This is a genomic window from Fructilactobacillus sp. YLN 2412 (genome assembly GCF_059488745.1).
The window spans coordinates 1,265,355-1,290,001 of the sequence record NZ_CM183165.1; the positions used below are offsets into that span (position 1 = coordinate 1,265,355).

Here is a 24,647-nt window from a genome sequence, read left to right on the forward strand (position 1 = left end):
TTAGGTATAAAAAAAGCCCTGGCTAGAAATCCTAACCAGAGCTACATGAATGAAAATTCAATGATAGACTAGTCGGCCCAAATCATGTGGCCGACACAAACTGCTCGACCTTATTAGCTAATAATAATTAAGCTAACTAAGACCGAGATAATTTGTTTATTTCTATTCATCATCGAATTTTTCATAACATGCTCCTTTTTTGTTTTTATTTATTATGCCCGAAAAAAAGGGAATGTCAATAACTTTTTAAATTTTATTTAAAATATTTTTGCAAAAAGACAGCTACCCCATCTTCATCGTTTGAAACTGTCTCCTCATTGGCAACTTTTTTAATTTCTGATGTAGCATTGCTCATAGCCACTCCAACTTGAGCTTTTTCAAGCATCTCAGCATCATTTTGTGCATCCCCAAAAGCCATCAAATTAGAAAAATCCCAACCAAAATGGCTCAATAAAGCTCCTAATCCATAAGCTTTATCAACATTTAAGGGTAAAAATTCTAAAATTTGATTTTGCGAACGCATCATATGGTAATGATTGGCAACGGAAGCCGGCATATTAGCAACAGCTTGATCTAATACTGCTGGATTAGCAGCCATAATTCCTTTTGAATAACTCTCATCCGGCAAATCATTAAATGCTGTTGGCACAAATTTAATATTACCTTTTAACATTTTACGATAATCAGATGACTTCAAATCAGTGATTGGATAAACTTGACTAAAATCTAAAATATCTAACGGATAATCATTCTGTTTAGCATAATCATATAACGGCTGAAAAGTTGTTCGAGTCATCCCGCGTTTGAAAATGGATTTTTTATCAGCATTACAAACCACCAATCCGCCATTAAAAGTAATCGTATAATCAGCTTTTCCATCTAAACCCAGTTGTTCAATATAATGCCAAATTGCATTGATTGGACGACCCGTACATAAAACTATTTTAAAACCCTGCTTATGTAATTTTTTTAACTCTGCTTCGTTTACTGCACTAATCTGTTTGTCAGAGTTCAACAAAGTATTATCAAGGTCCAACGCTATCATTTTAATCATTGTTATAATTCTCCAATCAAAAAAACGCCCCAAGGGACGCTCTTATCTTTAAGCTCTGAGTTTGGCTTCTAACTGTTTTAACTCAGCTTGACGGATACTTCTTGGAAGAAATCTTCTAATTTCTTCTTCATTGTATCCAACTTCAAGCCGTTTATCATCAAAAATAATCGGACGTTTGATCAAGTCTGGATATTTAACTAACAAATCAACTAACTGACCTAATGAAAGATCATCTAAGTTAAGATGTAGCTTTTTAAAAATATTAGATCTAGTTGAAATAATATCTTCACTGCCGTTTTCAGTTAAACGCAAAATACGTTTTACTTCGTCAGCATTCAAGGGTTTGGAATTAATGTTACGTTCCTTAAACGAAATATCATGATCTTTTAACCAAGTACGAGCCTTACGGCTAGATGCACTACTTGGAGCAACATATAAATTCAACATATATAAAAACCTCCTCATGCAAAGCATGCAACAAGACAGTCTGACAAATATTGACTATTTATTAGACACCTTTATCTTATCATATCTACAAACATCGTCAATGTAGTTTATAAACTCTTAATAATAATTTACACATTGGCAATTTAATATTATAATTTAAACACTATAATACATATTATGAAAACTAATTTCATATAGGGGGCTGCACATGAAACTAACAATTTTAACCACTAGCGATACCCATGGTTATTTAGCGCCAACCAATTACGTGAAGCCCAATGCTAATATGCCATTTGGACTTGAAAAAGCGGCCACCGTTATAAAAAAGGAACAGGAAAAAGCCGAAAATACCTTAATTTTAGATGATGGAGATTTTCTAGAAGGTTCACCATTGGCTTACTACCAAGCAGAAGTTGAAAATGCGAAGTCACCTACAGCCATTAATGACGCCTTCAGTACCATCGACTATGATTTCGGAACAGTTGGCAATCATGAGTTTAATTACGGACAAGACTACTTGAAACAAGCAATTAAACAAAGCAAACGTCAATTTGTTTCTGCTAATATTTTAGACCAAAATGGTAATCCAGCACTCGCAAAACCATATGCAATTAAACAATTTGGCGATTTGAAAGTCGGAGTTTTGGGATTAACCACCCAATCAGTTGATGCCTGGGAAAATAAAGCTAGTGTTAAAAATCTTAACTTCATTTCAGCCTTAGACGCCGCTAAAAAATACGTTCCCCAAATGCGTAAAGAAGCAGATATTGTAGTAATTTTATATCATGGCGGCTTTGAACGCGATCTAAAAACTGGTCATCCAAATGATAAAATTGATGGCGAAAACGAAGCATATGCCATTTTAAAAGAAGTCCCTGGCATTGATGTGATGGCAACTGGTCACCAACATCGGATGTTAGCTGGAAAACTCTTTGGCGTTCCTTACGTTCAACCTGGACATCGTGGGAACTACGTCGGCCGAATTCAATTAAACATTGAAAAAGAAAAAGGAAAAGGAAAATACAAAGTCATCAAGAGCAATCAAAAAATCATTAAAACTGGGGAAGAAAAACCTAACCCAGAAACAAAGGAAATCATTGCTCCAACTGAGAAAAAAGTGGAAAAATGGTTATCAGAACCACTCGCTCATATTGATGGATCAATGCATTATGATGATCCTTTCCAAGTTCGGACTCACGGCAATGCCTTTGTAAACTTTATTCAAAAAGTCCAAATGGAAACAATGGGTTGTGATCTTTCTGCAACTGCTCTCTTTTCTAACGAATCACGTGGTTTTGAAAATCCAATCACCATGCGAAATATTATTACCAATTATGTTTATCCAAATACCCTTGCATTGCTTGAAATAACCGGTGCTGATTTAAAAGCCGCATTAGAAAAAACGGCGGAATATTTTACCATTAAAAATAATAAAATAATTGTAGATCCTAAATATCATTATCCTAAAATCAGGGATTATAACTATGATATGTATGCCGGGATTGATTATACAATCAAAGTCTCCAATCCAGTTGGCAAGCGTATTATTAATCCTACCTATCATGGCAAGCCAGTTACCAATAAAATGAAACTAAAAATTGTTTTGAATGCTTACCGCGCTGTTGGTGGTGGTCACTATCCAATGTATAATGAAGATAAAGTAATTAAGTACAATACAATCACAATGAGTAATTTAATTGCTGCGTATCTAAAACATCATCCTGAAATCAAAGCAGATCAAACTCATAATTTTAAGGTTATTAAATAAACTTATAAAAATACTCCGTCTAGCTAAACTAACTAGACGGAGTATTTTTATTTTAAGTCCTGTTTTACTTGACGATAAATAGTTAATTTCTGTTTAACACTAACATGGTTTCGTTCGGTCAAAAAGGAATAATGATGATGACGAATAGCCGTCAAAATAGCTTGATAATAATACAAGGCCGCTAATAATGCTGCCTGTGAATCTGGAGCAATCTCCTTTACTAATTGCAATCCTTCTTGATACCAATTGTCAGCTAGCTGAGCTTCATATTCCCATAATTTAATCAGTGACGCAGTAGGCTTTTCGGCTTGAAAATCAGCATCCGTGACTCCATATTGTTTTAATAACATTTGTGGTAAGTAGACACGATGATGATCTTGGTAATCTTCTCCGATATCCCGCAAAATATTGGTTAGTTGCATTGCTTTGCCTAAGTCAATGGCAATTTGTTGGTTCACAGGGTGATTATCAGATAAAATTGGCAACAGCATTAGACCCACGGTACTAGCTACATAATAAGCATAATCTTCTAACTCAGCCTGAGTTTGAATCGCCATAAAATCAACATCTAATTGTTGGCCTTCAATCATTTCATAAAAATATTTAAGTTTAATCTGATAATGATTCATCACAACTCGCAATGCCTGCCACATTGGATCATCAGGTGTTTGACCAGCCTGAAATTCATCTAATTCGTGTTTTAATTGTAATAAGCCCTGCTCGTCATGATGCTCGTCAACTAAATCATCCGCTCGTCGACAAAAAGTATAAATTGCATAAATACTATTAGCTTTTTGCGTTGGCAACTTGGAAAAAGCCGAGTAAAAACTTTGTGAGTTAGCTTTAATCACTGCTTCACAATGTTGAAAATCTTTACGGTGAACTTGATAATCAGCGGGTAACTTTTTCATCTGGTTGGTCATCACGTAATAACTCCTTTACAGCCAAGTTTGCACTTTGCATAACAATTGGCACTCCTGCCCCAGGATGAGTACTACTCCCACAGAAATATAAACGCTCTGCATATTTAAATTTATTGTGAGGGCGATAATAATTACTTTGCATCAAGGTTGGCTTTAATCCAAAAGTTGCACCGCGATAAGCATTATATTTAGTTTCAAAATCACGCGGTGTATTTTCTCTTTCAAAGACAATATGTTCTTCGATATCTTTAAAATCAGTTTTAGTTTTTATTTTATCCAAAATCATTGCTTTATATTTCGCAACATCATCTGCATCCCATTGATCAAAATTTTCAGTGTCAGGAACTGGAACTAAGACATACATTCCCTCGTGACCATCTGGTGCCAAACTCTGATCCATCACAGTTGGGAGATAAATATAAAAAGACGGATCAGCGGGGAAAACATGATTTTCAAAAATATCAGCAATATTCTTTTTAAAATCATCAGCAAAATAAATCGAATGTACTGCACTGTCTGGATATTTTTTATCTAGACCCAAATACATGACAAAACAAGAACATGAATATTCCATTTTATCAATTTTTTTATCTGTATACTTACCTCGGTCTTTTTCATTTGGAATCAGATTTTTCATTGCATATGGAAAATCGGCATTACAAATCACATAATCAGCAGTTTCTTGTTTACCATCAACTTTAACACCAGTCGCTTGTTGATTAGCAAAAGTGATTTCTGAAACTTCACTGCCGTAATGAGTCGTTCCACCAAGTTCTTTAAACAAACGATCCATTCCGTTTACCAAAGTATACATTCCACCCTTGATAAATTGAACGCCGTAAAATAACTCAATCATTGGAATAATATTATAAAGCGAAGGACCTTGATAAGGAGAAATCCCGATATATAAAGTCTGAAATGCTAACGACTTGCGGAGACGTTCATCTTTGACATATTTAGAAATAGAAGCATAGGCATTGCTAAAAGTTTTTAACCGTAAACCCTGCATCAATGACTTTGGATTATAAAAATCCCATGGTTTGCGATACGAACGTGACAGAAAGTTATCTTTAGCAATTAAATAACGCTGATAAATATCGGCTAGAAATTTATAATAACCTTGAGCATCTGCTTCCGAAATTCCTTCTAATGTTTTAGTTAACTTTGTTAAATCAGATGAAAACTGTAATGGATCTTCTTTAGCAAAATATAAATTAAGCATCGGTTCAATTGGTGTCATCGGAATGTAATCATCCGGGTTACGACCAGCCTGTCTGAAAACATCCTGATAAACTTCTGGCATCATCACAATTGTAGGACCAACGTCAAATGTGTAGCCGTCCTCTTTAATTTGACTCATTTTTCCACCAGGTTTTTTATTTTTATCATATAAATCAACCTGATATCCTTGATGTTGAAGTTGAATAGCAGACGTCATACCACCAACTCCGGCACCAACAACAATGACCTTTTTCTTCATAATTTTTATCCTTATTATCCTTCTAGATTTATATTTATTATATTGTACAAAATAAATTACCAATATAAAAGACTAACCATCGTAAATAAGTATTTTTCTTAAATCGAGGTTAGCCTTTACATATTTATCATTTTAATTAACTTGCATGTTTTTTCCTCGGTGCCGGTTTGCCACCTACATACTGAACCGCAGCTAGTTTCCGAATTGTAGTAACTTTAATTTTACCTGGATAAGTTAATTCATCTTCAATTTGTTCACAAACTTGTTCTGTTAATTCATCGCTTTGTTGATCATCCATCTGCTTAGGATCAACAATAATTCGAATCTCGCGCCCTGCTTGAATGGCATAGCTGTCACGTACTCCAGCATGCGCATTAGCAATTCGTTCCAGTCCTTTAAGTCGATTAATATATTCTTCAACAGACTCGCTTCTGGCACCAGGTCGTGCTCCAGACATTGAATCAGCAATTCTGACTAAGGTTGAAACTGGATTATCAGAATCAACATCACCATGAGATGCTGCAATAGAATTAATCACTACTGGATCTTCGCCATACGCTTCAGCAATTTTAACCCCCAATTCAACATGAGTTCCATTCACTTCGCGATCAACCGCTTTTCCAATATCATGGAATAATCCAGCTCGTTTGGCAATTTGAACATCCATGCCTAATTCAGCAGCCATTACACCACAAAGCTGTGCAACTTCAACTGAATGTTGTAACACATTTTGTCCGTAGCTCGTCCGATACTGAAGTCTTCCAAATAACTTCATCATATCAGGGTCTACCCAACCAATATGTAAACTACTGCAAGCAGTTTCTCCAAATATCCGAAGATTATCCATTACATGATGTTGAGTGTTAGCTACAATATTTTCAATCAAACCAGTATTAATTTGATGTGCTGAAATAATTTCATTAATTGCGTTACGCGCAATTTCTCTTCGAATTGGATCACTAGTACTAATTATCAAAGTTTCCTCAGCTTCAGGGTTAAAAATCAAATCAACACCTGTTAAAGTTTCAATTAACCGGAGTCTTTGTTCGTTTTTCCCCGTTACTTTGTTCCGAATCTTTTCATCTGGAATCGTAATATTCCGTTCAATATGATCACGAGGTACATCAATAGGTCCATCTTGTAATGCTTCTACCATAATATTACGTGCATCTTTAGCTGCATTTAAGACCATAAAGTCATGATTTTCACGAGTTGTGATTTCATAATCACGTTTTAAGGAAGTTTCAGTATTTTGAAGTACTAATTGTTCAGCCTGTGGCTTACTTAATCCACTTTTAGTGTAGACAACTTCTTGCCGTTTTCGTTGTAATTCTTTACTTTCACTTCTAGTGCGATCAATCTGAGATTGTAATTCCTGTAAATCAGTTTGTCTTGCTTGAAGCGACTCCTGAATCTTATCCAGCCGATCTGAAAAACTATTTAAACTTTTCTCACGTACATCTAAATGTTCGGTTCGCGTTTGATTTTCTGCTTGTTGCTCCAACAAATCCTGTTCTTCTTCATTTTTAAAATCCTGAACTTCTTCTTCAACATCCTGATTAATTTTTGCAACTGCATCTTTTATTTTAACTTGATTTTTAATTTCTAAATCTTCCGCAGTTCTTTGTGCTACAGAAAGACGCTTATTTAAATTTTTGTTTTCAATTTGGTAGCCACCAACGACTCCAATTATTAGAGCTGCAACGCCTACTGCTAAAATTAACATTTTGTACCCCCCTTCCTGATAGATAGTCGAATTAGTCAAAGTTATTTTAATAATACCATTTAACAACGATTTTTTAAACGAACCTCCCCTGTCTTTTAAAGAGGTATGAAGTATAATGTTAATAAGGAGGTTTTCTCATGTTCCCTGAAAGATTAAAAGCATTAAGAACCGGAAGACATATAACATTAGCAGAATTAGCTGATGAACTGAATAAAATGTTTCTGACCGAAAAAAACCACGAAAATACAGCTTCACAAATTGGAAATTGGGAACGCGGAATTCGCAATCCTTCCTTTATTGAAGTACGTAAACTAGCAACTTATTTCGGCGTTTCAATGGATTATTTAAGCGGTCGAATTGATAGTGAAAACACCGATCTTTCCAAACTTTTCATTGGGGGAACTGAATTATACTTCAATGAACAACCATTATCTAGCAACGATCGTTATGAAATTTATCAGTTAATCGATGGCTATGTCCATGGTAAAAAAGAACGAAAAGATGATGGTTACGATCATCAAGAAGAATTAGACCTTAACTATTAGGAACGAAAATCATGAATCGTAAAAAATTAATCAAAAAGCTCAAAAAGAATAACCAAATAAAAAAGCAAAGTCCTGCTTATATTGAACAATTAAATCAATATCGAACAGAATTTAACGATTATCCTGAAATTAAATTTTTATTGAATAACGCTTTAATGGCTGATCACTTATTGTCATTAGGAAAACTACCTCAAGACATTCCTAATCTGGAATTACCAGACGATATTCAAGATAAAATATATCAACAGATTAATGCTAAATATCCGCTTGGCGACTCGCGCGGTGATCAGGAGTGGGATAAAATTTCTACAGATTTACCTAAAGTTGATCAACAACTTCGATCATTTCGAGATTATCTCGAAGATCAATATGGCATGTGGGCTTATATTTCGTCCTCATTTACTAATCAGCTAGCAAAATATCTTGATGGAAAATCAGCTTTAGAAGTTATGGCTGGCAATGGATATATTTCAAAGGGCTTGCGAGATAATCAGGCAAATGTGATTGCAACAGATAGTATGGCATGGAAATCTGAAAATGAAACCGGTAAGCACCAAGTGACAAAGGTTGAAAAATTATCAGCTTTAGATGCCTATCATAAATACAAGGGCCAAGTTGACTACATTATTATGAGCTGGTCGCCCGATGGAGTTCCCGTCGATAATGAACTGCTGGAAGCAATCCGAAAAGATGGAGACCAAGTTAAACTACTTGTAATTGGTGAAAAAGATGGGGCTACCGGATCAAAAGAATTTTGGCATAATGCTGAATTTAGTAAAGATGCTAAAATTGATAAGTTAAATCAATATTATTCTCACTTTGACCTAATTAAAGATCGAGTCTACTTAGTTAAATAGGAGTTTTTATGAGTCAAAATAAAATCAGTCTACAACCGCTTACTAAAGACCTCAAAGATGTGGAATTAGTCCAAAATCTTTTTGTTCAACCATCAACTTTACGCTATTGGTTTATGCCGCCTTTTAGTAACCAAGCACAATTAGATCAATTTATTGATAAACATATTAAAAATAACGACATTATTAGTACCACAATCAATGTTTTAGAATCTGGATTGGCAGAAAGACAACTAAAAGTTGGTTTAATTGAAGTAATTGATATTGATCAAATTGCCCGAACTGGTGAAATTGAGATTGCATTATTAGATAAGTTCAACGGACATGGTTATGCACAAAAAGCTATGCAGCAAATGATTTCGCAGATGTTTCAAAATTACAATATGCACAAACTATTTTTATACGTTGATGTCGAAAATGACGCTGCTGTTCATATTTATCAAAAACTCGGTTTTAAAACTGAAGGAACGATTAAAGATCAATTTTATTCAAATGGTACATATCATAACGCTTATTATATGGGATTAATGCGTGATAATATTAAGTAACACAAAAAAGAGAGTGGTTATGAGAATGTCTAACTTTTATAATACATCTAAGAAATTACTAATCTCTTTTTTGTAAATTATCATTGACATGGAGTTAACTCTACCCTTTATATTTAAATAAATTTATAATATAAAGGAGATTAACATGATAAACGATGAAAGATTAGTAAATGGAAAAAAGGTTTTAGAAAAAGTAGATTCCGATCCGGCTGATAAAGTACTTCATGCTTTAGACGACATTGCTCCAGATGTTTCAAAGTATATTATGGAATTTGCATTCAATGATATATATGATCGGCCAGGACTAAATCTTAAACAACGTGAAATGATTACTATTACGTCACTACTAACTCAAGGAGATACAGCTCCTGAACTAGAAGTACACATCAATGGCAGTTTAAATGTTGGATTAACCAAGCAAGAAATAATTGAAACATTCATTCAATGTATTCCATACGTTGGATTTCCAAAAGTTCTAAATGCAATTTCAGTTGCCAGAAATATATTTGAAAAAAGATAATTTTAGACTAAAGAAAGTAATTTCAAGCTATGAATATCGGTGAATTTTCTAAAAAAACTAAACTTACAATTGACACTTTAAGATATTATGAAAAATTAGGTTTAATAAATCCACAAAGATCATCTAGCAACAAACGTATTTATACTGATAAAGATATAAATTGGATTGAATTTATTAAAAGACTCAAAAAAACTGGAATGAAAATGAAACTAATCGTTAAATATTCCAAACTAAGAGTTGTTGGGACTTCCACAATCAATCAAAGAATTTCGTTGCTAAATGAGCAAAAACAAAAGTTAAACAATCGTAAAGACGAAATTAATTCTTCTATCAATTTTTTAAACAATAAATTAAAAATCTATAATGAGATGAAAAATAAAGAAGACTAACACCACAATATGTTAGTCTTCTTTATTTTATTCAAAATCAGCCATCATCTCATCGACTACTTCTTGAACACTTTTAATCTCATGAATGTTATCAATTCCGACATCAACTGAAATAACACCATCATTAATTTTTCCATCTAACATTGCCGGACGAACTCCGCCAGCTTCTCGAGTAGCTGCAAAAGTTTCCTGATCACCATCATTAAATTCAGCAGCCCACTTGTCTGCGGCTGCATTTTTAATGGAGCGCTGATTAGGAGCCACCAATAACATGTCATTTACTCCTGAATCAACAATTTTTTCTTTGGTGATTTGTGCAGCTCGATTTTCATTAGTAACAATCAATCGAGTTCCCACATAAACACCTTGAGCTCCCAACGCAAAAGCAGCCCGGACTCCACGGATATCAGTTATTCCACCAGCAGCAACCACTGGAATTGAAACTGCATCCACAATTCGTGGAATGGTTGTAAAAGTACCAAATCCAGTCGTTGGGATTACGCCACCTTCATCATATCCAGTAGCCACAATCACATCTGCACCTAATTTTTCTGCTGTCCGAGCGCCTGAAACTGTAGAGTTCATTTCACGAACAATTAATTTACTGCCAGATTTTTTAACTTTTTTAGCTAACTCAAGGTTAAGAAATCCTGACAAAATAAAGGTTCTAACTCCAGCTGCCAAAGCTGTTTCAAAAACTTGGTTTGGATAATCAAAGTCTTCTGGTCCGTTAACCATTAAGTTGACCGCAAACGGTTTATCAGTTAATTGTTGTGCCCGTTTAATTTCTTCAGTTAAAGTTTTCATTGAATCTTGTTCTGGTGTCGTTTTACCAGCATTCGGACCAAAAGTACCTAATCCCCCAGCATTAGAAACAGCTGCTACAAACTTAGCATCCGTTAGCCAATTTAATGATGCTTGAATCAAGGGATATTTAATCCCTAAAATCTTTGTAATTGGATTTTTGTTCATTTTATTTGCCTCCGTGTACTTATAATTAGTAAGTACAATTTTAGTCTAACGTTTAAGAAAGCGCAAATAAAAGATTGATTTCCAATTTTTCAACGCCAAAATGTTTGCGTATCTTTTTTATCATCTAAATTAAATTCAATTATTTGTTTTAAAAGCGCATAATCAATCGGCTTGTTAAAAGGGAGTCGAAATAAACGGGTCCCATGTGTATATCCAGCAGCTTCTATCGCTGGCGTAAATTTGGTTAACGTATATTCTTCCGGCATCACACCTACATGTTTAGTTGAGATGCTATAACCAATAATAAAAGTACCGTGAAAAGTAAACATCGGTTTATTCCAAGCAATTCGACCGTTTAATTGTGGAAAAGTTTTAATAGTCCACTCTAAAATATCTCGCATCTGTTCACGATGTGTAAGATTACTAATTTCTGCTAGATAATTACTAAAAATATTCATAATTTTTCCTCAATCCATTAATTTGTTTTTAATGTGATAATTTAAAACTATTGTACTGCATCTCCATCTTTTCAAGTATAATAAGTTAAACCAAAAATTAGGAGTGATTTTTACGCATAACGTTAAATATTCAAAACCAAATATGGAAACCTCTTTTAAAGATTTCTATACTAATCTATTTCATATCTCTGGACGAATGAGTCGAGCTGCCTTCTGGTGGGCATATCTAGACGTTTTCATTATTGTCTTTATCATCGATTTCTTTATCAATTTGACTGATTTAAAAAATGTTACTTCTGGAATGGCATATTTTGTAGAACTATTTTTATCACTGATTGTTTTTATATTAGGAATTGGTGTCATCACAGCAACTTGTCGTCGTTTACACGATACTAACAAATCGGCATGGTGGTTTTGGCTGCACTTAATTCCCTTTGCTGGATCCATCGCACTCTTGATTTTATGTGCAATGCCAACGGTAAATATTGATAATCGTTTTGGCCAACCAGATGTTAATTTTTTAAATCAGTTAGAATAATAACCTTATAATTCAATTTATCTTCATAATTATCAATAAAAAAGACTGGATTGCAGATTAATTTCTGTTATCCAGTCTTTTTTAGAAAAATTTAACATTATCTATTTACATAAACCATCACTATGTTATACGATATATAATATAGTAATACAAAAATGATAATAGAATGGAGCAATTCACTATGAAAATATCAGAATTAAAGCAACAAACACTCAACGAATTTTCCGGAAAATGGTTACAAGCCATTTTAATTGCAGTACCTTATTTTATTGTAGCAGTCCTAGGCTCATTACCATTTTTACCCTATGAAATTCTTTCGATTTTTGCAGTCATTGGAATGTCATATTCTTATTTGGAATGGTTTCGTTTCAAAGATATTCCTAAAAAGCCATTTTTTAAATCATTAAATGAAATTCTCAACACTCCAAATCAGTTTGGACCATTTTTAGTCGGTGTTTTAGTAGAAATTTATACAATCTTATGGTCACTTTTATTTTTCATTCCTGGAATAATCAAAGCCTTAGCCTATTCTCAAGCCCTTTTAATTTATAAAGATGAAACTTTAAATGGAACTGAAAGACCAGGATTCAATGACTGTATCACTAAAAGTCGAGAACTGATGAATGGTCACAAATGGGAATTGTTTGTATTAAACTTATCCTTTTTAGGCTGGTTCTTCCTTTCAATTTTAACTGTCGGGATTGGATTCATTTGGTTAATTCCTTATTATTATGGAACACTAGTTAATTATTACGTTTATTTAAAAAATAATAATCAATAAAAAGGGTCTCTGACAATTAAGTCAGGACTCTTTTTAGATTATTTAAATTTTAGCTAACTTGCTATAAAAAGCTTTAGTATCATGGTAAGCCTCTTGATAAAGCTTATATAAGCGATTGTAACTCTGCTGATTAACTGGATTAGGTTCAACTTTTTCATCAATTTTAGACCAGTTCTTTACTGCTTCAATTGAAACTTGACCACTCCCAATTCCAGCTAACATGGCACTGCCAAGATTAGCTTCACCACCAGTTTGGGTTGTCATAACTGTTTTACCAGTCACATCGGCAATCATTTGCAGCATTTTTTTAGAATGACTCACACCACCAACGATTGTAATTGCATTACCTATTCGGTTGCCAAATTGCTCAATACTTTGTCTAACTGAATAAGCAATTGCTTCTTGAAATGCATTGTAAATATCATATTTAGTAGTATTCAATGATAAACCTAAAATTGTTCCTCTTACATTAGAATCCCAAATTGGACTTCTTTCACCCATGAAATATGGCAAAACAATTAATCCATCACTACCAGCGGGAATTGACTTACTTTTTTCATCTAATTTTTGCATCCCGTCTGCATTATCAAACTCAGCTGCAAACTCTTTTACAAACCATTTAACAATTGCTCCAGCAGTGTTTGCTCCAGCAAAATTATAATAATAATCTTTGGGACGATAAGCATAGGGCCAAATAATTAACTTTTTGTTTTTTAAAGGCTTATTCGTTACTACCGCTGCGTTCATTGAAGTTCCAATTGCAACAGTGACTTTACCGGAATTCAAAACACCAGTACTAACTGTTGCTGGTCCAACATCAACTCCAGTATTATATATTGGAGTATTGGCTTTAATGCCCAATTTTTTAGCCCAGTCAGATGTAACTTTTCCAGCAATTTCAGTACTTTCAATTAATTTTTGAGGTAATTTATTAATATCAATCCCTAACTTTTGAGCAAACTCTGGCACCCATTGATCTGTATTGATATTAAAGATGCCAGCTAAATTTCCTGCAGCCGAATAATTAATGCTCTCATTTCCGGTTAATTGTTCGATGATATATGATTCAGGTGGCAAAAACTTGGCTGTCTGGTGATATAATTTCGGCTTATTTTCTTTTAACCACATAATTTTTGTATATCCATAATATGGGTCAGCAAGATTTCCAGTAACTTCCATTAAATCATCACGAGAGATTAAAGTAACAGCTGCATCTGCTTGCTTTGTGGCTCGTCGATCCATCCAAATTAATGCTGGTCCTAATACTTTTCCATTTTTATCAATTGGAATTCCCGAACCACCATATAAACCATCAATACCGATGGCGGTTATCTGGCTTGATTTTACTTGAGTTGCTAATGATTTAATTAATGTAGTGACAGCAGTTAACCAATCATTGGCATTTCCTTCAGCCCAACCTGGATGTGGTGTGTTAATGGAGTATGAACTAGATTCTTGTTTAATAATCTTACCGTTCGTATCCATTAAAATTGCCTTTGTACTAGAAGTTCCAATATCAATCCCTAAAATATAACTACTCATTAATCATCCACTCCCCACTATTAAAAACATTATCTTCATTCTAGTATAACGCTCTTTTGAAAGCGTTTTCTGGATATAAACTTAAGTTTTCAAGTTACAATAAAGCATAAAAAAAGAGTCTCTGACAATCATGTCAGGGACTCTTTTTAACAGGCACTTGATAAATCAAATGGACTAGTTGAGGTGTCACATCACCTGCTAATCAAACCATCTGCAATACGGCAGAGAAAACTGGTTCCTAATATATAAGTTGTTACTTATACGGCTCGTCGCATACATTAATTATATCACAAACTAATTAAAAACACCAGTTAAGCTTTCTCAGTTTCATCTTTAGAAGCTGCTGTTTCAGTTCCTGCTTTTTCATTTCCGGAAATAATTTCAAGTTGATCTTTAGTCCACACTACAAAGCGTTCCAAATCTTCGCTATCTACTTTTTCCAAAAAACTTACCGAATCATCTAATTCATCAATCCGTAATTTAGATTTATTGATGTTCGGTGATGTAATAATCATATAAACATTAACATCCACATCGCCATCGCCGACCATAATTTTATTGATATTTTTCGGGTAATTTAATGGTAGATTAATAATAGATGTTTGCAGTTTGATGCAAATCTCTGCATCTTTAACCGTTAAGTCTGCACTAGCAATTTTATCAGAATTAATTGCAGCCTCAATAAAATCACACAGTGGTTTTAAAACTTGATCTGGATTAGCTTGTAACTTTGCTAAAGTAGTTTCGAACTGCTTTGAGGCAAATTCTTCTGCTTCAGCTTCTTCAACAAATTTTGCTTCATCAATTTTCATTTTTGCACCCATCTATTTTCTATATTTCATATAATGTTTGACTCGTTCCTGTGTTGTTGCTTTTCTAAACTTCCAAGCCAAAACAAACCAGTAAACGTTTACTACCAACCCGATTACAATGATAAGAATAACAAAACTCTTGCTGATAATGCTAGGATTACTTGCGGTAATCACTTTGTAAATTGCATTTAAATAACCAACTGAATACAAAATTTGCACTAATGCCAACAAATAAAAACCAATCCGTAACCGACAAACCATTAATAGCAGCGGTACACCAAACAATGCACCAGCCATTAAATTGGTACGTAATAAATCTTGTGAACCCATTCCAATTGCTGGCAGCTGCATCAGGTAATTCAACACTAAAAAGATCATTAACGATACTAACGACCAGATAATAATTTTAATTGTTTGTTTCATAATTAATCCCGCCTTTGCTTTCAGTATAGCGAAATTATCATTATGATACCAATCAATTTTCATCTTTAGGAAATAGCATCTTTCATTTCTTGAACATATGTCATTAATCGTTGTGAATTATCTTCATGTGCAATTCGCACGATTTCACTCCCAACAATCACTCCGTCAGCTAAGCGACTCATTTCAGTAGCTTGAGCAGCTGTATGAATTCCAAAACCAATTGCAATCGGAACATCTGTGTATTTCTTAATTTCGCTCGTTAATTGATTTAGATTCTCTTTAAATTCATTTCGAGTCCCCGTAATCCCCATCGATGACACAACATAAATAAAACCATGTGCTCTCTTGGCCAATTTAGGAATTCGCTCTTTAGAAGTTGGTGTAATCAGCTGGATTAAGTCTAAATCATTTTGTTTCATTACTGCTAACAAATCATCCTGCTCTTCATATGGAAGATCGGGAATAATCAGCCCACTTACCTCTAAATCCACACACCTTTTACAAAAAGATTCATAACCTGATTTAAATACCAAATTAGCATACGTCAAAAAAACTAATGGTATCTCTGACTGTTCGCGAATCAAACGAACTAATTCAAACACATCTTCAGTATTAATATGCTGATTCAAGGCCCGTTGATCAGCGTCTTGAATAACAGGACCATCTGCTACCGGATCAGAAAAAGGAATTCCAATTTCAACTAAGTCAGCACCTCCGTCTTCCAATGCTAAAACATTTTTAACTGTCGTTTTTAGATCAGGATCGCCAGCTACGACAAATCCAATAAATGCTTTTTTATCTTTAAAGGCATTACTAATTCTACTCATCAACATCAACTCCTCGATATTTTGCAATTGAAGCTACATCTTTATCACCACGTCCAGAGATAGTACAAATAATTATTTGGTCTTTACGCATTGTTGGGGCCAATTTTTTTACATAAGCAATTGCATGAGCACTCTCAATAGCAGCCACAATTCCTTCTGTTTTAGCAATGTATTCAAAAGCATCAACTGCCTCTTCATCAGTGATTCCAACATATTGAGCACGGTGCATATCAGCTAAAGCTGAGTGTTCTGGACCCACTCCTGGATAATCTAACCCAGCTGAAATAGAATATACTTCATCAATTTGCCCATCCGTATTCTGCATAAATTTAGATTTCATCCCATGAAAAATACCAGTACTACCTCTTTCAATTGTTGCAGCAGTTTGTTTTGTATCAACTCCCTTTCCAGCTGCTTCGCAACCGATCAAAGCCACCTCGGAATTATCAATAAAATCCGCAAAACTACCAATTGCATTACTACCACCGCCAACACAAGCTACCACTGCATCCGGTAATTTTCCGGTTTCAGCTAAAATCTGTCGCTTAGCTTCTTTACTAATCACACTTTGAAAATCGTGAACCATTTCTGGAAACGGATGCGGACCAACTGCAGAACCTAAGACATAAAAAGTATCATCGACTCGCTGAGTCCATGCTTGCATGGCAGCATTCACAGCGTCTTTTAAAACCATTGATCCTGTAGTTACCGGATGAACCTTAGCACCTAACAACTCAATTCGATACACATTTAGTTTTTGCCGTTCAGTATCTTCTTTTCCCATGTAGATTTCACATTCCATCCCCAGTAAAGCAGCAATTGTGGCCGTTGCAACTCCGTGTTGTCCAGCCCCGGTTTCTGCGATTAGCCGAGTTTTATCCATTCGTTTAGCTAATAATGCTTGTCCAATTACATTATTAATTTTGTGCGCTCCGGTATGGTTTAAATCTTCACGTTTAAAGTAAATTTGTGCACCGCCTAAATCATCACTCATTCGTTTAGCATGTGATAGTAATGAAGGTCGGTTAGCATAATTATCCAATAAACTCTGTACTTCCTGTTGAAATTCAGGGTCGTTTTTCGCTTCTTGATAACTTGTTTCAATCTTAGTTAATTCGTTCATTAATGTTTCTGGTACGAATTGGCCACCATATTCGCCGTAATGTCCGCGTTTAGTACTCATTATTTTTCTCCTTAAATTCATGAACTAAGTTAGTTAATCGCTGCATTTTGGTAAAATCTTTTTCCCCATCAGTTTCACTACCACTAGAAATATCTACCACGTCAGGATGGGTTTCCTGCAGTGCCTTAACTACATTTTTGATAGTAATCCCACCAGATAAATAAGTTGGTTTAGTAGTTTTAGGAACGTTAAAGTGGTTTGGAGTTATTCCACGTCCACGACTTTTATCAAACATAACCGCATCAACGTTCTGATTAATCTCGTTTTCATTACTTATTACTTGAATTACCTGAGCATCCAATTGATGTAAATCATTAATTTCTTCATTGGTCAGTTTTCCATAATATTGCACCTGACTGATGATATTTGCTTGTACTAATCGTTTTATTTGTCCTAATGGGGCATTAACAAAAACACCAACACTAATAATTTCAGACTTTAATTGGTTGCGTAGTGTTCGTGCCGTTTGTAAATTAAGCTGACGCGAACTTTTAGCAAAGACAAAGCCAATCAAATCCGGTTCGATGACATTGCATTTTTTTACATCAGCCAGTGTTTGTAGACCACAAATTTTAATCTTAGTCATTATCAACACCATTTTTTAAATCAGCTAACTGTTGTTGTTTATCGTTAGCTAACATCATTGTTTCGCCAATTAGTACTCCATTCACACCAATTCGTTTTAATTTAGCGACATCAGCGTGGCTTTTAATCCCGCTTTCAGAAATAAATAACACGTCATTAGGCACTAAACTGCGTAAATTTCTACTATTATCCATAGCTACCGTGAAATTTTTCAAATTGCGATTATTAACTCCAATAATCCGAGCGCCAATTTTTAGTGCTCGTTTAATTTCATAAGCATTATGAGCTTCGACAATTGTAGATAATCCCAATTTGTTTGCTAAATCAAAGTAAGTCTGCAGTTGTTCATCAGTTAAAGTTGCTACAATCAATAAAATTACACTAGCTCCTGTCAGTTTAGCCTGATAAATCATATAAAGATCAATAGTAAAATCTTTCCGTAAAACTGGTAGATTAACTTGTTTAACCGTAGTTTTCAAATCATCTAACGTCCCTTTAAAATATTCGGGTTCAGTTAACACTGAGATAGCATCTGCCCCCGCTTGTTCATAGTCATTAGCTAAGTCAGCAACATTAATTTGAGTTTTAATGTCGCCTTTTGAAGGTGAAGCTCGTTTGATTTCACAAATAAAATGAACTCCTGGCTTCCGCAGCATTTTTTCAAAGGGAAAATCATGTTTAATCGATAATTTAGCTATCATATCCTGTAAATCAAATATGGATTGTTGTTCTTTTTCCTTTGCTACTCGTTTACGTGTAGCTGCGGTTAAATCGTCTAAAATCATACTGATCCTCCTTCAACATTCGTTGCAGTTATAAAATCAGTTAATTTTCGAGCAGCTTTACCACTATCAATTGCGGTTGCAGCTTGCTTAACAGCGGCTTGCAAAGTTAAATTTGGTTGTGCAATTTGTAAGGCACAGGCAGCGTTTAATAAAACAACATCTCGCTGGGGTCCATGTTTACCAGTTAACACCGCTTTCGTAATTTCAGCATTTTCAACTGGAGTCCCGCCTGCTAAATCTTCAATTTGACAAGTTGCTAATCCTGCATCTACTGGATTAATTACATAATTCAAAATTTTGCCATTTAACAAACGTGCAACTTTGGTTGGTCCAGTCAACGTAACTTCATCCAAACCATCTAAACCATGAACAACCATCCCGCTTTTAACTCCCAATTGTACTAACACATGTGCTAGTGGCTCGACTAATTTTTCATCATTTACTCCAAGCAACTGCATATTGGCTCCCGCTGGATTAGCTAAAGGTCCAAGATAATTAAACAATGTTGGGATTTGCAACTCTTTACGTACCCCAGCAACGTATTTCATTGCTTGATGGTATTTTTGCGCAAACATAAAACAAATTCCATTTTGTTGTAAAGATTGTTCTGAAACTGCCGGGCTAGCTTGTAAATTAACTCCCAAAACTTCTAATACATCAGCTGAACCACTTTGACTAGATGCTGCCCGATTACCATGTTTTGCAACTGGAATTCCACAAGCTGCTACTACTAAAGCTGTGGTGGTAGAAATATTAAAAGTATTAAAATAATCGCCACCCGTTCCGACAATTTCTAAAACTGAATGCTGGGGTTGTAATTGTAAAGCATGACTGCGTAAAGCTGCTGCTGCTCCAGAAATTTCTTCAATAGTTGCACCTTTACTGGCTAGTCCCATTAAAAAAGCTGTTTTTTGGACATCTGTTGCTTTTCCCGCCATGATTTCGTCAATCACGTTACCTGCCATCTGTTCACTTAAATCCTGTTGTTGTTGTAATCGTTTAATCGCTTCGTTAATCATCATCTTTACTCCTCATTAATAAACTAGTGTTGTTTTAAGTCATTAATGAGTTTTGCCATCGTTTCTGTTCCATTTTTATTTCTCCTTAAATACAAAAAACCGTCCTTAACAAATACATGTTAAGGACGGTTTCCCGCGGTGCCACCTTGAATTCGAGATAATTCGGGTATACAAAAACAACTCGATTATCCCACGCTTAGCAGAGGACCAACATCCTCTTGACAACTGACGTATGTCTGAACGTCAGACCATAATCGAAGTTTCCTTCTTTCAGATCTGCCCTCGATGGTCCATTTAACTACCTGCGTTCGGCTGCCATTCTCAGCACCGGCAACTCTCTGGGCGTGCACAATAGTTTTAATCTCCATCTCATTGGTTTGCAATGGGTTGTTTAATTAATTTACATTACTATAAATGGTTTCATTCTACCTGTCAATCTTTTTTTATAATTTTTTTAATTGACAAATTAAATTTAATCAATTATCCTAGTTTTCAATCAAATAAAAGTAAACATCAGAATAACTTTTACACCAGTTATTAAAACCGTTGAGGTGGAGATCAAGATTATCAGGACCTTTCAGAGAGTTGACGCTAGTGCGATGTCAGCATGAAACCAATAATTAAATGGACCACTGAGGGCGCTATGAAAGATTTTAGTCGAGTACTTAGCGACGTGTTGGGATACGTCAGTTTCCGTAGGAATGTTAGTTCCTAGCTGAGTTGGGGTGGAGCTTTTTGGCTACCATCCAATTAAGGTGGCACCGCGGATAATGGAAAAGGTCCGTCCTTAGCATAATTTGTTGAGGACGGACCTTTTTGCTTATCTGGAGGCACACGATGAAAAAATATAAAGTACAAGTTTTGAAATATCACGATCAAAATTTCAATCCAACTGCGATTGTAACTGCGTTGCAGGATCAAACTGAAAGTGTTTTCCTGCTAGATTTACAAAAACAAAGTAAGCAAGATAATTTTATTTATCTCGGATTTAATCCGAGGGCTAAGATCACTTATCAAAACGGCACTGTTATCGTTAAAAAATCAGATTTAACCATTACTAAAACCAAAACTGATTTACAAACTTATCTAGAACAACTTTTACATCAATATGATGTTACAGTTCCAGATGATGTTCCGCCATTTTTTGGTGGACTAGCGGGGTATTTTTCCTATGACTATGCTCGTTATCAGATTCCTGATTTTCCTAAGGTCATTAACCCTTTAGATTTAGATGACGTTTCACTTTTACTCCTGAACGAGGTTGTTGCTTATGACAAAAATGCACGGGATGTTTATTTAATAAAAACAGTGCCAGTTGAAAAAAATGCCCATCATGATTTAAAAAAGCTGAAACTCCAATTAAATAACTTACAGAAAAAACAGGCTCATACCGATCCGCTTGTCATCCAAAAAAAATTGCAGCCAAGATTTACTAGAGCTGAATATTACAACAAAATAAAAGAAACCACTAATCATATTTATCAAGGAGATATTTTTCAAATGATCTTGTCTAATCCGCTTCGCGGTAAGGCAAATGGGAGTTTATTATCAACTTACCAGCAATTAACCGGGACCTATCATTTTTATTTTAAGGATGCTGATTTTGAAATTGTTTCCGCATCGCCTGAAACTTTATTACGAAAACAGGGACAAAATTTAGCCACCTTCCCGCTTGCTGGAACAAGACGTCGTGGAAAAGATCAACGAGAAGATCAATTTTTAGAAAATGAATTAACGCAAGATCCTAAAGAAATTGCTGAACACAATATGTTAGTTGATTTAGGCCGTAATGATTTAGGTGCGGTTAGCCAATTTGGCAGTGTCAAAGTAACTGAGCATATGAAATTAAAACATTTTACTAAAGTAATGCACTTATCATCAACTGTCGAAAGCAAAATTGCTCCTAATAAAACTGCTTTAGATGCTTTAAACGCTGTTTTCCCAGCTGGAACACTCGCTGGAGCACCCAAAGTTTCAGCCATGAAAATTATTGCTGATTTAGAACAAGAAAAACGTGGAATTTATGGCGGTATGTTTGGTTATTTAAACTTCAATCAGGATCTTGACTTTGCAATTGGAATCCGTTTAGCACATAAAAAACAGGATGTACTCACAGTCCATTCTGGGGCTGGAATTGTTGCTGATAGTACAGCCAAAAACGAATATCAGGAATGTTTTAATAAATCTCGTGCCATGATTCAGGCACTGAAAACTGCAACCAACCAGGAGGTTTTAAATCATGATTCTATTAATTGATAATTATGACAGTTTTACTTATAATCTTTACCAACTATTGGGTGAATTCACAACTGATATCAAAGTCATTAAAAATGATGAATTAACTTGTCATGAAATTATAAAATTGCATCCGCAAGCAATCATTTTATCTCCAGGACCAGGCAACCCAAATGATGCTGGAATTAGTTTAGAGGTAGTTAAAAATTTACAGGGAAAAATTCCTATTTTAGGTGTTTGCATGGGACTTCAAGTTATTATTCAAGCTTTGGGTGGAGAGATTATCCCTGCACAAACTTTAATGCATGGAAAGACATCAGAACTATCATTTACACAAACTAGTAATCTATTTCGTGAACTTCCAAAAACTGGTAAGGTAGCTCGTTATCATTCACTGGTAGGAAATCAAAAGAACTTGCCAACTGAACTAACCATAACTTCCTGTGATTCACAAAATGAAATCATGGCAGTAGAAAATAAAGCTAAACAGCTCTACGGTGTTCAATTCCACCCTGAATCAATTTTAACTGACCCAGAAATCGGACGAGGAATCGTGAGAAATTTTTTGGATGAGCTGTAAAAGAAAAACTTATTCTCATAATCTTATTGACCATTTAAACTGTAATGCTATGATTAATAAAGTAACTAATTAATCTTTACATTATATTGGAGAAAATAAATTATGAAAAAATTATTCTTACTATCAACAACTGCTTTAACCTTATTTAGTTTAACAGCTTGTTCATCTAACAATAAATCTGAACCAGCTAAAAAGACTGATCACACTACCAAAACAACTAAAAAAACACATAAAAAAGCTAAAAAGACTGATAAGAAGAAAGATTCAAACAACAAGACATCAGATAATAATACAACAGATTCATCATCTGAAAACTCTAATACTAGTCAAAGTAACAATAATCAGTCAGCTGGTAGTTCTAACAATGTAAAATCAAATAACTCAGTCAATTCTAGTTCAAGCAATAAATCTACTAATTCAAATAATAAAAAAACCAATCAAAACAAAAACACTGCAACTTCTTCAAAATCTGAAACCAAAACTCCAGCCGCTACTTCAAACAAAAACACTGGATCAAAAGCAGCTACTGCTCCAACTGCAACTAGCTCTCAAACAACCAATAGTAACAATCAACAACCGGCCGCTCAGCCACAAGCCAGTTCTAACTCTAATAATAACAACAGCAACAATAGCACTAGCAATGACAACACTGACTATGATGTTTACACTAATCCATCAGAATATGCCAATCGTTGGAATTAATTTTAAACAAAACCGATTTTCAATAAACTAAAATATCCCCTAAAAGTTGTTTTACCAAACTTTTAGGGGATATTTTTTATGTTATTAATAATAAACTGGAGTTTCCGCAACCAGTTTTTGCAACAATTTTTTCATCATTTTATCATTGTGAGAAAAAACATGACGATCTTTGGCAATCCGATAATCTTGCCGCAACTTTTTATAATCATACTTATTTAATACATGCTGCTTCGCTTGTCGATTAAATTTATGCATATTTTTATATTTTTTTAATTGTGAAATTTCCTTCTCATTTGGGAAAAAGATTTTTTCTGTCTCAGTTATTTGTCTTTTCTGAGTTTGACGCAAAAATTTACTAGCATATTTATACTCTTTCAAATATTCAAAAAGTGTTTTCCCAAAAGTTCCATTTCCAAGATAATGCTTGCTAGGACGTAATTTGCGAATATTTTTTCGCATCATCCACAAGCAAGATTTAATAAACAATCCGTTACTTAGATATGGTAAAAGATTTCGATTTTGATAAAAAGCTTCTGCTAGATTTGCTAACTGATTATCGATTTCATGATCATCTGTATGTTGACTTTGCAATAACGGTGCTTGAAAAAATGCTTCAATCACGTTTGGATCTCCTTGCCCCACTAAATGAAACATTTCTGGAATCGCCACTAACTTAACTTCACAATTATTTAATTGTACAAACTGTTCTCGCGACATTGATTGAGTCATTATTTCTAATTTTGTTGGCACATAAAAAACATAAAAGTCGACATCACTATGTTCATTGGCGAGTCCAACTAATTGCGATCCAGTTTCATATGCCAAAAAATATTGACATTTACTTGTATTCAAATAATCTTTTAATTCTTTTACTGCTATCTTTTCTTGCTGATTTAATTTTTTCATTTTCATTTATTCCTAATTTCCATAACTAAAAAGAATCCATTAGAA

Annotated in this window: 27 protein-coding genes; 11 read left to right on the forward strand and 16 right to left on the reverse strand. The window is 34.5% G+C overall.

Annotated elements, in window-relative coordinates:
• Positions 1–253: 253 nt before the first annotated feature.
• Positions 254–1,054 carry a Cof-type HAD-IIB family hydrolase gene (locus tag AC0GLR_RS06425; RefSeq protein ID WP_495604628.1) on the reverse strand — a complete coding sequence of 267 codons (801 nt, stop codon included), beginning with the start codon at positions 1,052–1,054 and terminating at the stop codon, positions 254–256.
• Positions 1,055–1,102: 48 nt separating this feature from the next.
• The gene (gene spx, locus AC0GLR_RS06430) at positions 1,103–1,501 is read right to left on the reverse strand and encodes a transcriptional regulator Spx (RefSeq protein WP_495604629.1); all 399 of its coding nucleotides are present in this window, start codon (positions 1,499–1,501) and stop codon (positions 1,103–1,105) included.
• 208 nt (positions 1,502–1,709) lie between these two features.
• Here spx and AC0GLR_RS06435 point away from each other — a divergent pair, with 208 nt between their 5' ends.
• Positions 1,710–3,269, forward strand: a complete 1,560-nt coding sequence (locus AC0GLR_RS06435) for a bifunctional metallophosphatase/5'-nucleotidase (RefSeq protein WP_495604630.1) — start codon at positions 1,710–1,712, stop codon at positions 3,267–3,269.
• A gap of 47 nt (positions 3,270–3,316) precedes the next feature.
• Here the strand turns inward: AC0GLR_RS06435 and AC0GLR_RS06440 are convergent, their stop codons facing one another.
• From AC0GLR_RS06440 to rny, 3 genes are all read right to left on the reverse strand, one after another.
• Positions 3,317–4,192 carry a phytoene/squalene synthase family protein gene (locus AC0GLR_RS06440; protein ID WP_495604631.1) on the reverse strand — a complete coding sequence of 292 codons (876 nt, stop codon included), beginning with the start codon at positions 4,190–4,192 and terminating at the stop codon, positions 3,317–3,319.
• Positions 4,161–5,672 (reverse strand): phytoene desaturase family protein, encoded by a 1,512-nt coding sequence (locus AC0GLR_RS06445; RefSeq protein ID WP_495604632.1) that lies wholly within the window; start codon positions 5,670–5,672, stop codon positions 4,161–4,163. The genes AC0GLR_RS06440 and AC0GLR_RS06445 overlap by 32 nt, the downstream gene beginning before the upstream one ends.
• Before the next feature lie 136 nt (positions 5,673–5,808).
• Entirely contained in the window at positions 5,809–7,398 is a 1,590-nt protein-coding gene (rny, locus tag AC0GLR_RS06450) for a ribonuclease Y (RefSeq protein WP_495604633.1), read from the reverse strand.
• A gap of 137 nt (positions 7,399–7,535) precedes the next feature.
• Here rny and AC0GLR_RS06455 point away from each other — a divergent pair, with 137 nt between their 5' ends.
• The 5 genes from AC0GLR_RS06455 to AC0GLR_RS06475 all read left to right on the forward strand — a co-directional run bounded on the left by AC0GLR_RS06455 (position 7,536) and on the right by AC0GLR_RS06475 (position 10,254).
• Entirely contained in the window at positions 7,536–7,943 is a 408-nt protein-coding gene (locus tag AC0GLR_RS06455) for a helix-turn-helix domain-containing protein (RefSeq protein WP_495604634.1), read from the forward strand.
• A gap of 11 nt (positions 7,944–7,954) precedes the next feature.
• Positions 7,955–8,800, forward strand: a complete 846-nt coding sequence (locus AC0GLR_RS06460; RefSeq protein ID WP_495604635.1) for an SAM-dependent methyltransferase — start codon at positions 7,955–7,957, stop codon at positions 8,798–8,800.
• 8 nt (positions 8,801–8,808) lie between these two features.
• Complete coding sequence (locus AC0GLR_RS06465) at positions 8,809–9,345, forward strand: GNAT family N-acetyltransferase (protein WP_495604636.1); 537 nt, start codon at positions 8,809–8,811, stop codon at positions 9,343–9,345.
• Positions 9,346–9,490: 145 nt separating this feature from the next.
• Complete coding sequence (locus AC0GLR_RS06470) at positions 9,491–9,865, forward strand: carboxymuconolactone decarboxylase family protein (RefSeq protein ID WP_495604637.1); 375 nt, start codon at positions 9,491–9,493, stop codon at positions 9,863–9,865.
• Between the two features lie 29 nt (positions 9,866–9,894).
• Positions 9,895–10,254 carry a MerR family transcriptional regulator gene (locus AC0GLR_RS06475; RefSeq protein WP_495604638.1) on the forward strand — a complete coding sequence of 120 codons (360 nt, stop codon included), beginning with the start codon at positions 9,895–9,897 and terminating at the stop codon, positions 10,252–10,254.
• Between the two features lie 27 nt (positions 10,255–10,281).
• Here AC0GLR_RS06475 and AC0GLR_RS06480 read toward each other — a convergent pair whose 3' ends face one another.
• A complete protein-coding gene (locus tag AC0GLR_RS06480) occupies positions 10,282–11,226 on the reverse strand; it encodes an NAD(P)H-dependent flavin oxidoreductase (RefSeq protein WP_495604639.1) in 945 nt (314 codons plus the stop codon).
• 89 nt (positions 11,227–11,315) lie between these two features.
• On the reverse strand, positions 11,316–11,684 hold the full coding sequence (locus tag AC0GLR_RS06485; protein ID WP_495604640.1) for an iron chaperone: 369 nt from the start codon (positions 11,682–11,684) through the stop codon (positions 11,316–11,318).
• 196 nt (positions 11,685–11,880) lie between these two features.
• Here AC0GLR_RS06485 and AC0GLR_RS06490 point away from each other — a divergent pair, with 196 nt between their 5' ends.
• Positions 11,881–12,222 (forward strand): DUF805 domain-containing protein, encoded by a 342-nt coding sequence (locus tag AC0GLR_RS06490; protein ID WP_495604641.1) that lies wholly within the window; start codon positions 11,881–11,883, stop codon positions 12,220–12,222.
• A gap of 181 nt (positions 12,223–12,403) precedes the next feature.
• A complete protein-coding gene (locus AC0GLR_RS06495) occupies positions 12,404–13,003 on the forward strand; it encodes a DUF975 family protein (protein ID WP_495604642.1) in 600 nt (199 codons plus the stop codon).
• A gap of 42 nt (positions 13,004–13,045) precedes the next feature.
• Here the strand turns inward: AC0GLR_RS06495 and AC0GLR_RS06500 are convergent, their stop codons facing one another.
• The 8 genes from AC0GLR_RS06500 to trpD all read right to left on the reverse strand — a co-directional run bounded on the left by AC0GLR_RS06500 (position 13,046) and on the right by trpD (position 20,179).
• Positions 13,046–14,545 carry an FGGY-family carbohydrate kinase gene (locus AC0GLR_RS06500; protein ID WP_495604643.1) on the reverse strand — a complete coding sequence of 500 codons (1,500 nt, stop codon included), beginning with the start codon at positions 14,543–14,545 and terminating at the stop codon, positions 13,046–13,048.
• A 311-nt stretch (positions 14,546–14,856) separates the two neighbouring features.
• Positions 14,857–15,357: a hypothetical protein gene (locus AC0GLR_RS06505; protein WP_495604644.1), complete on the reverse strand. Its 501-nt coding sequence runs from the start codon at positions 15,355–15,357 to the stop codon at positions 14,857–14,859.
• Between the two features lie 12 nt (positions 15,358–15,369).
• Positions 15,370–15,780 (reverse strand): hypothetical protein, encoded by a 411-nt coding sequence (locus AC0GLR_RS06510; protein WP_495604645.1) that lies wholly within the window; start codon positions 15,778–15,780, stop codon positions 15,370–15,372.
• A gap of 65 nt (positions 15,781–15,845) precedes the next feature.
• Positions 15,846–16,607, reverse strand: a complete 762-nt coding sequence (gene trpA / locus AC0GLR_RS06515) for a tryptophan synthase subunit alpha (RefSeq protein WP_495604646.1) — start codon at positions 16,605–16,607, stop codon at positions 15,846–15,848.
• The gene (trpB, locus tag AC0GLR_RS06520) at positions 16,600–17,811 is read right to left on the reverse strand and encodes a tryptophan synthase subunit beta (protein WP_495604647.1); all 1,212 of its coding nucleotides are present in this window, start codon (positions 17,809–17,811) and stop codon (positions 16,600–16,602) included. Before trpB ends, trpA begins: the two co-directional genes overlap by 8 nt.
• Complete coding sequence (locus AC0GLR_RS06525; RefSeq protein WP_495604648.1) at positions 17,780–18,376, reverse strand: phosphoribosylanthranilate isomerase; 597 nt, start codon at positions 18,374–18,376, stop codon at positions 17,780–17,782. The genes trpB and AC0GLR_RS06525 overlap by 32 nt, the downstream gene beginning before the upstream one ends.
• On the reverse strand, positions 18,369–19,160 hold the full coding sequence (gene trpC / locus AC0GLR_RS06530; protein WP_495604649.1) for an indole-3-glycerol phosphate synthase TrpC: 792 nt from the start codon (positions 19,158–19,160) through the stop codon (positions 18,369–18,371). Before trpC ends, AC0GLR_RS06525 begins: the two co-directional genes overlap by 8 nt.
• Positions 19,157–20,179 carry an anthranilate phosphoribosyltransferase gene (gene trpD, locus AC0GLR_RS06535; RefSeq protein WP_495605430.1) on the reverse strand — a complete coding sequence of 341 codons (1,023 nt, stop codon included), beginning with the start codon at positions 20,177–20,179 and terminating at the stop codon, positions 19,157–19,159. The genes trpC and trpD overlap by 4 nt, the downstream gene beginning before the upstream one ends.
• Positions 20,180–21,016: 837 nt before the next feature.
• Between trpD and AC0GLR_RS06540 the strand changes: the two genes are divergently transcribed.
• The 3 genes from AC0GLR_RS06540 (at position 21,017) to AC0GLR_RS06550 (ending at position 23,696) form a co-directional block, all read left to right on the forward strand.
• Positions 21,017–22,435: an anthranilate synthase component I family protein gene (locus AC0GLR_RS06540; protein ID WP_495604650.1), complete on the forward strand. Its 1,419-nt coding sequence runs from the start codon at positions 21,017–21,019 to the stop codon at positions 22,433–22,435.
• Positions 22,419–22,994 (forward strand): anthranilate synthase component II, encoded by a 576-nt coding sequence (locus tag AC0GLR_RS06545; RefSeq protein ID WP_495604651.1) that lies wholly within the window; start codon positions 22,419–22,421, stop codon positions 22,992–22,994. Before AC0GLR_RS06540 ends, AC0GLR_RS06545 begins: the two co-directional genes overlap by 17 nt.
• 102 nt (positions 22,995–23,096) lie before the next feature.
• On the forward strand, positions 23,097–23,696 hold the full coding sequence (locus AC0GLR_RS06550) for a hypothetical protein (RefSeq protein ID WP_495604652.1): 600 nt from the start codon (positions 23,097–23,099) through the stop codon (positions 23,694–23,696).
• 84 nt (positions 23,697–23,780) lie between these two features.
• Here AC0GLR_RS06550 and AC0GLR_RS06555 read toward each other — a convergent pair whose 3' ends face one another.
• Complete coding sequence (locus tag AC0GLR_RS06555; RefSeq protein ID WP_495604653.1) at positions 23,781–24,602, reverse strand: hypothetical protein; 822 nt, start codon at positions 24,600–24,602, stop codon at positions 23,781–23,783.
• Positions 24,603–24,647: the final 45 nt, after the last annotated feature.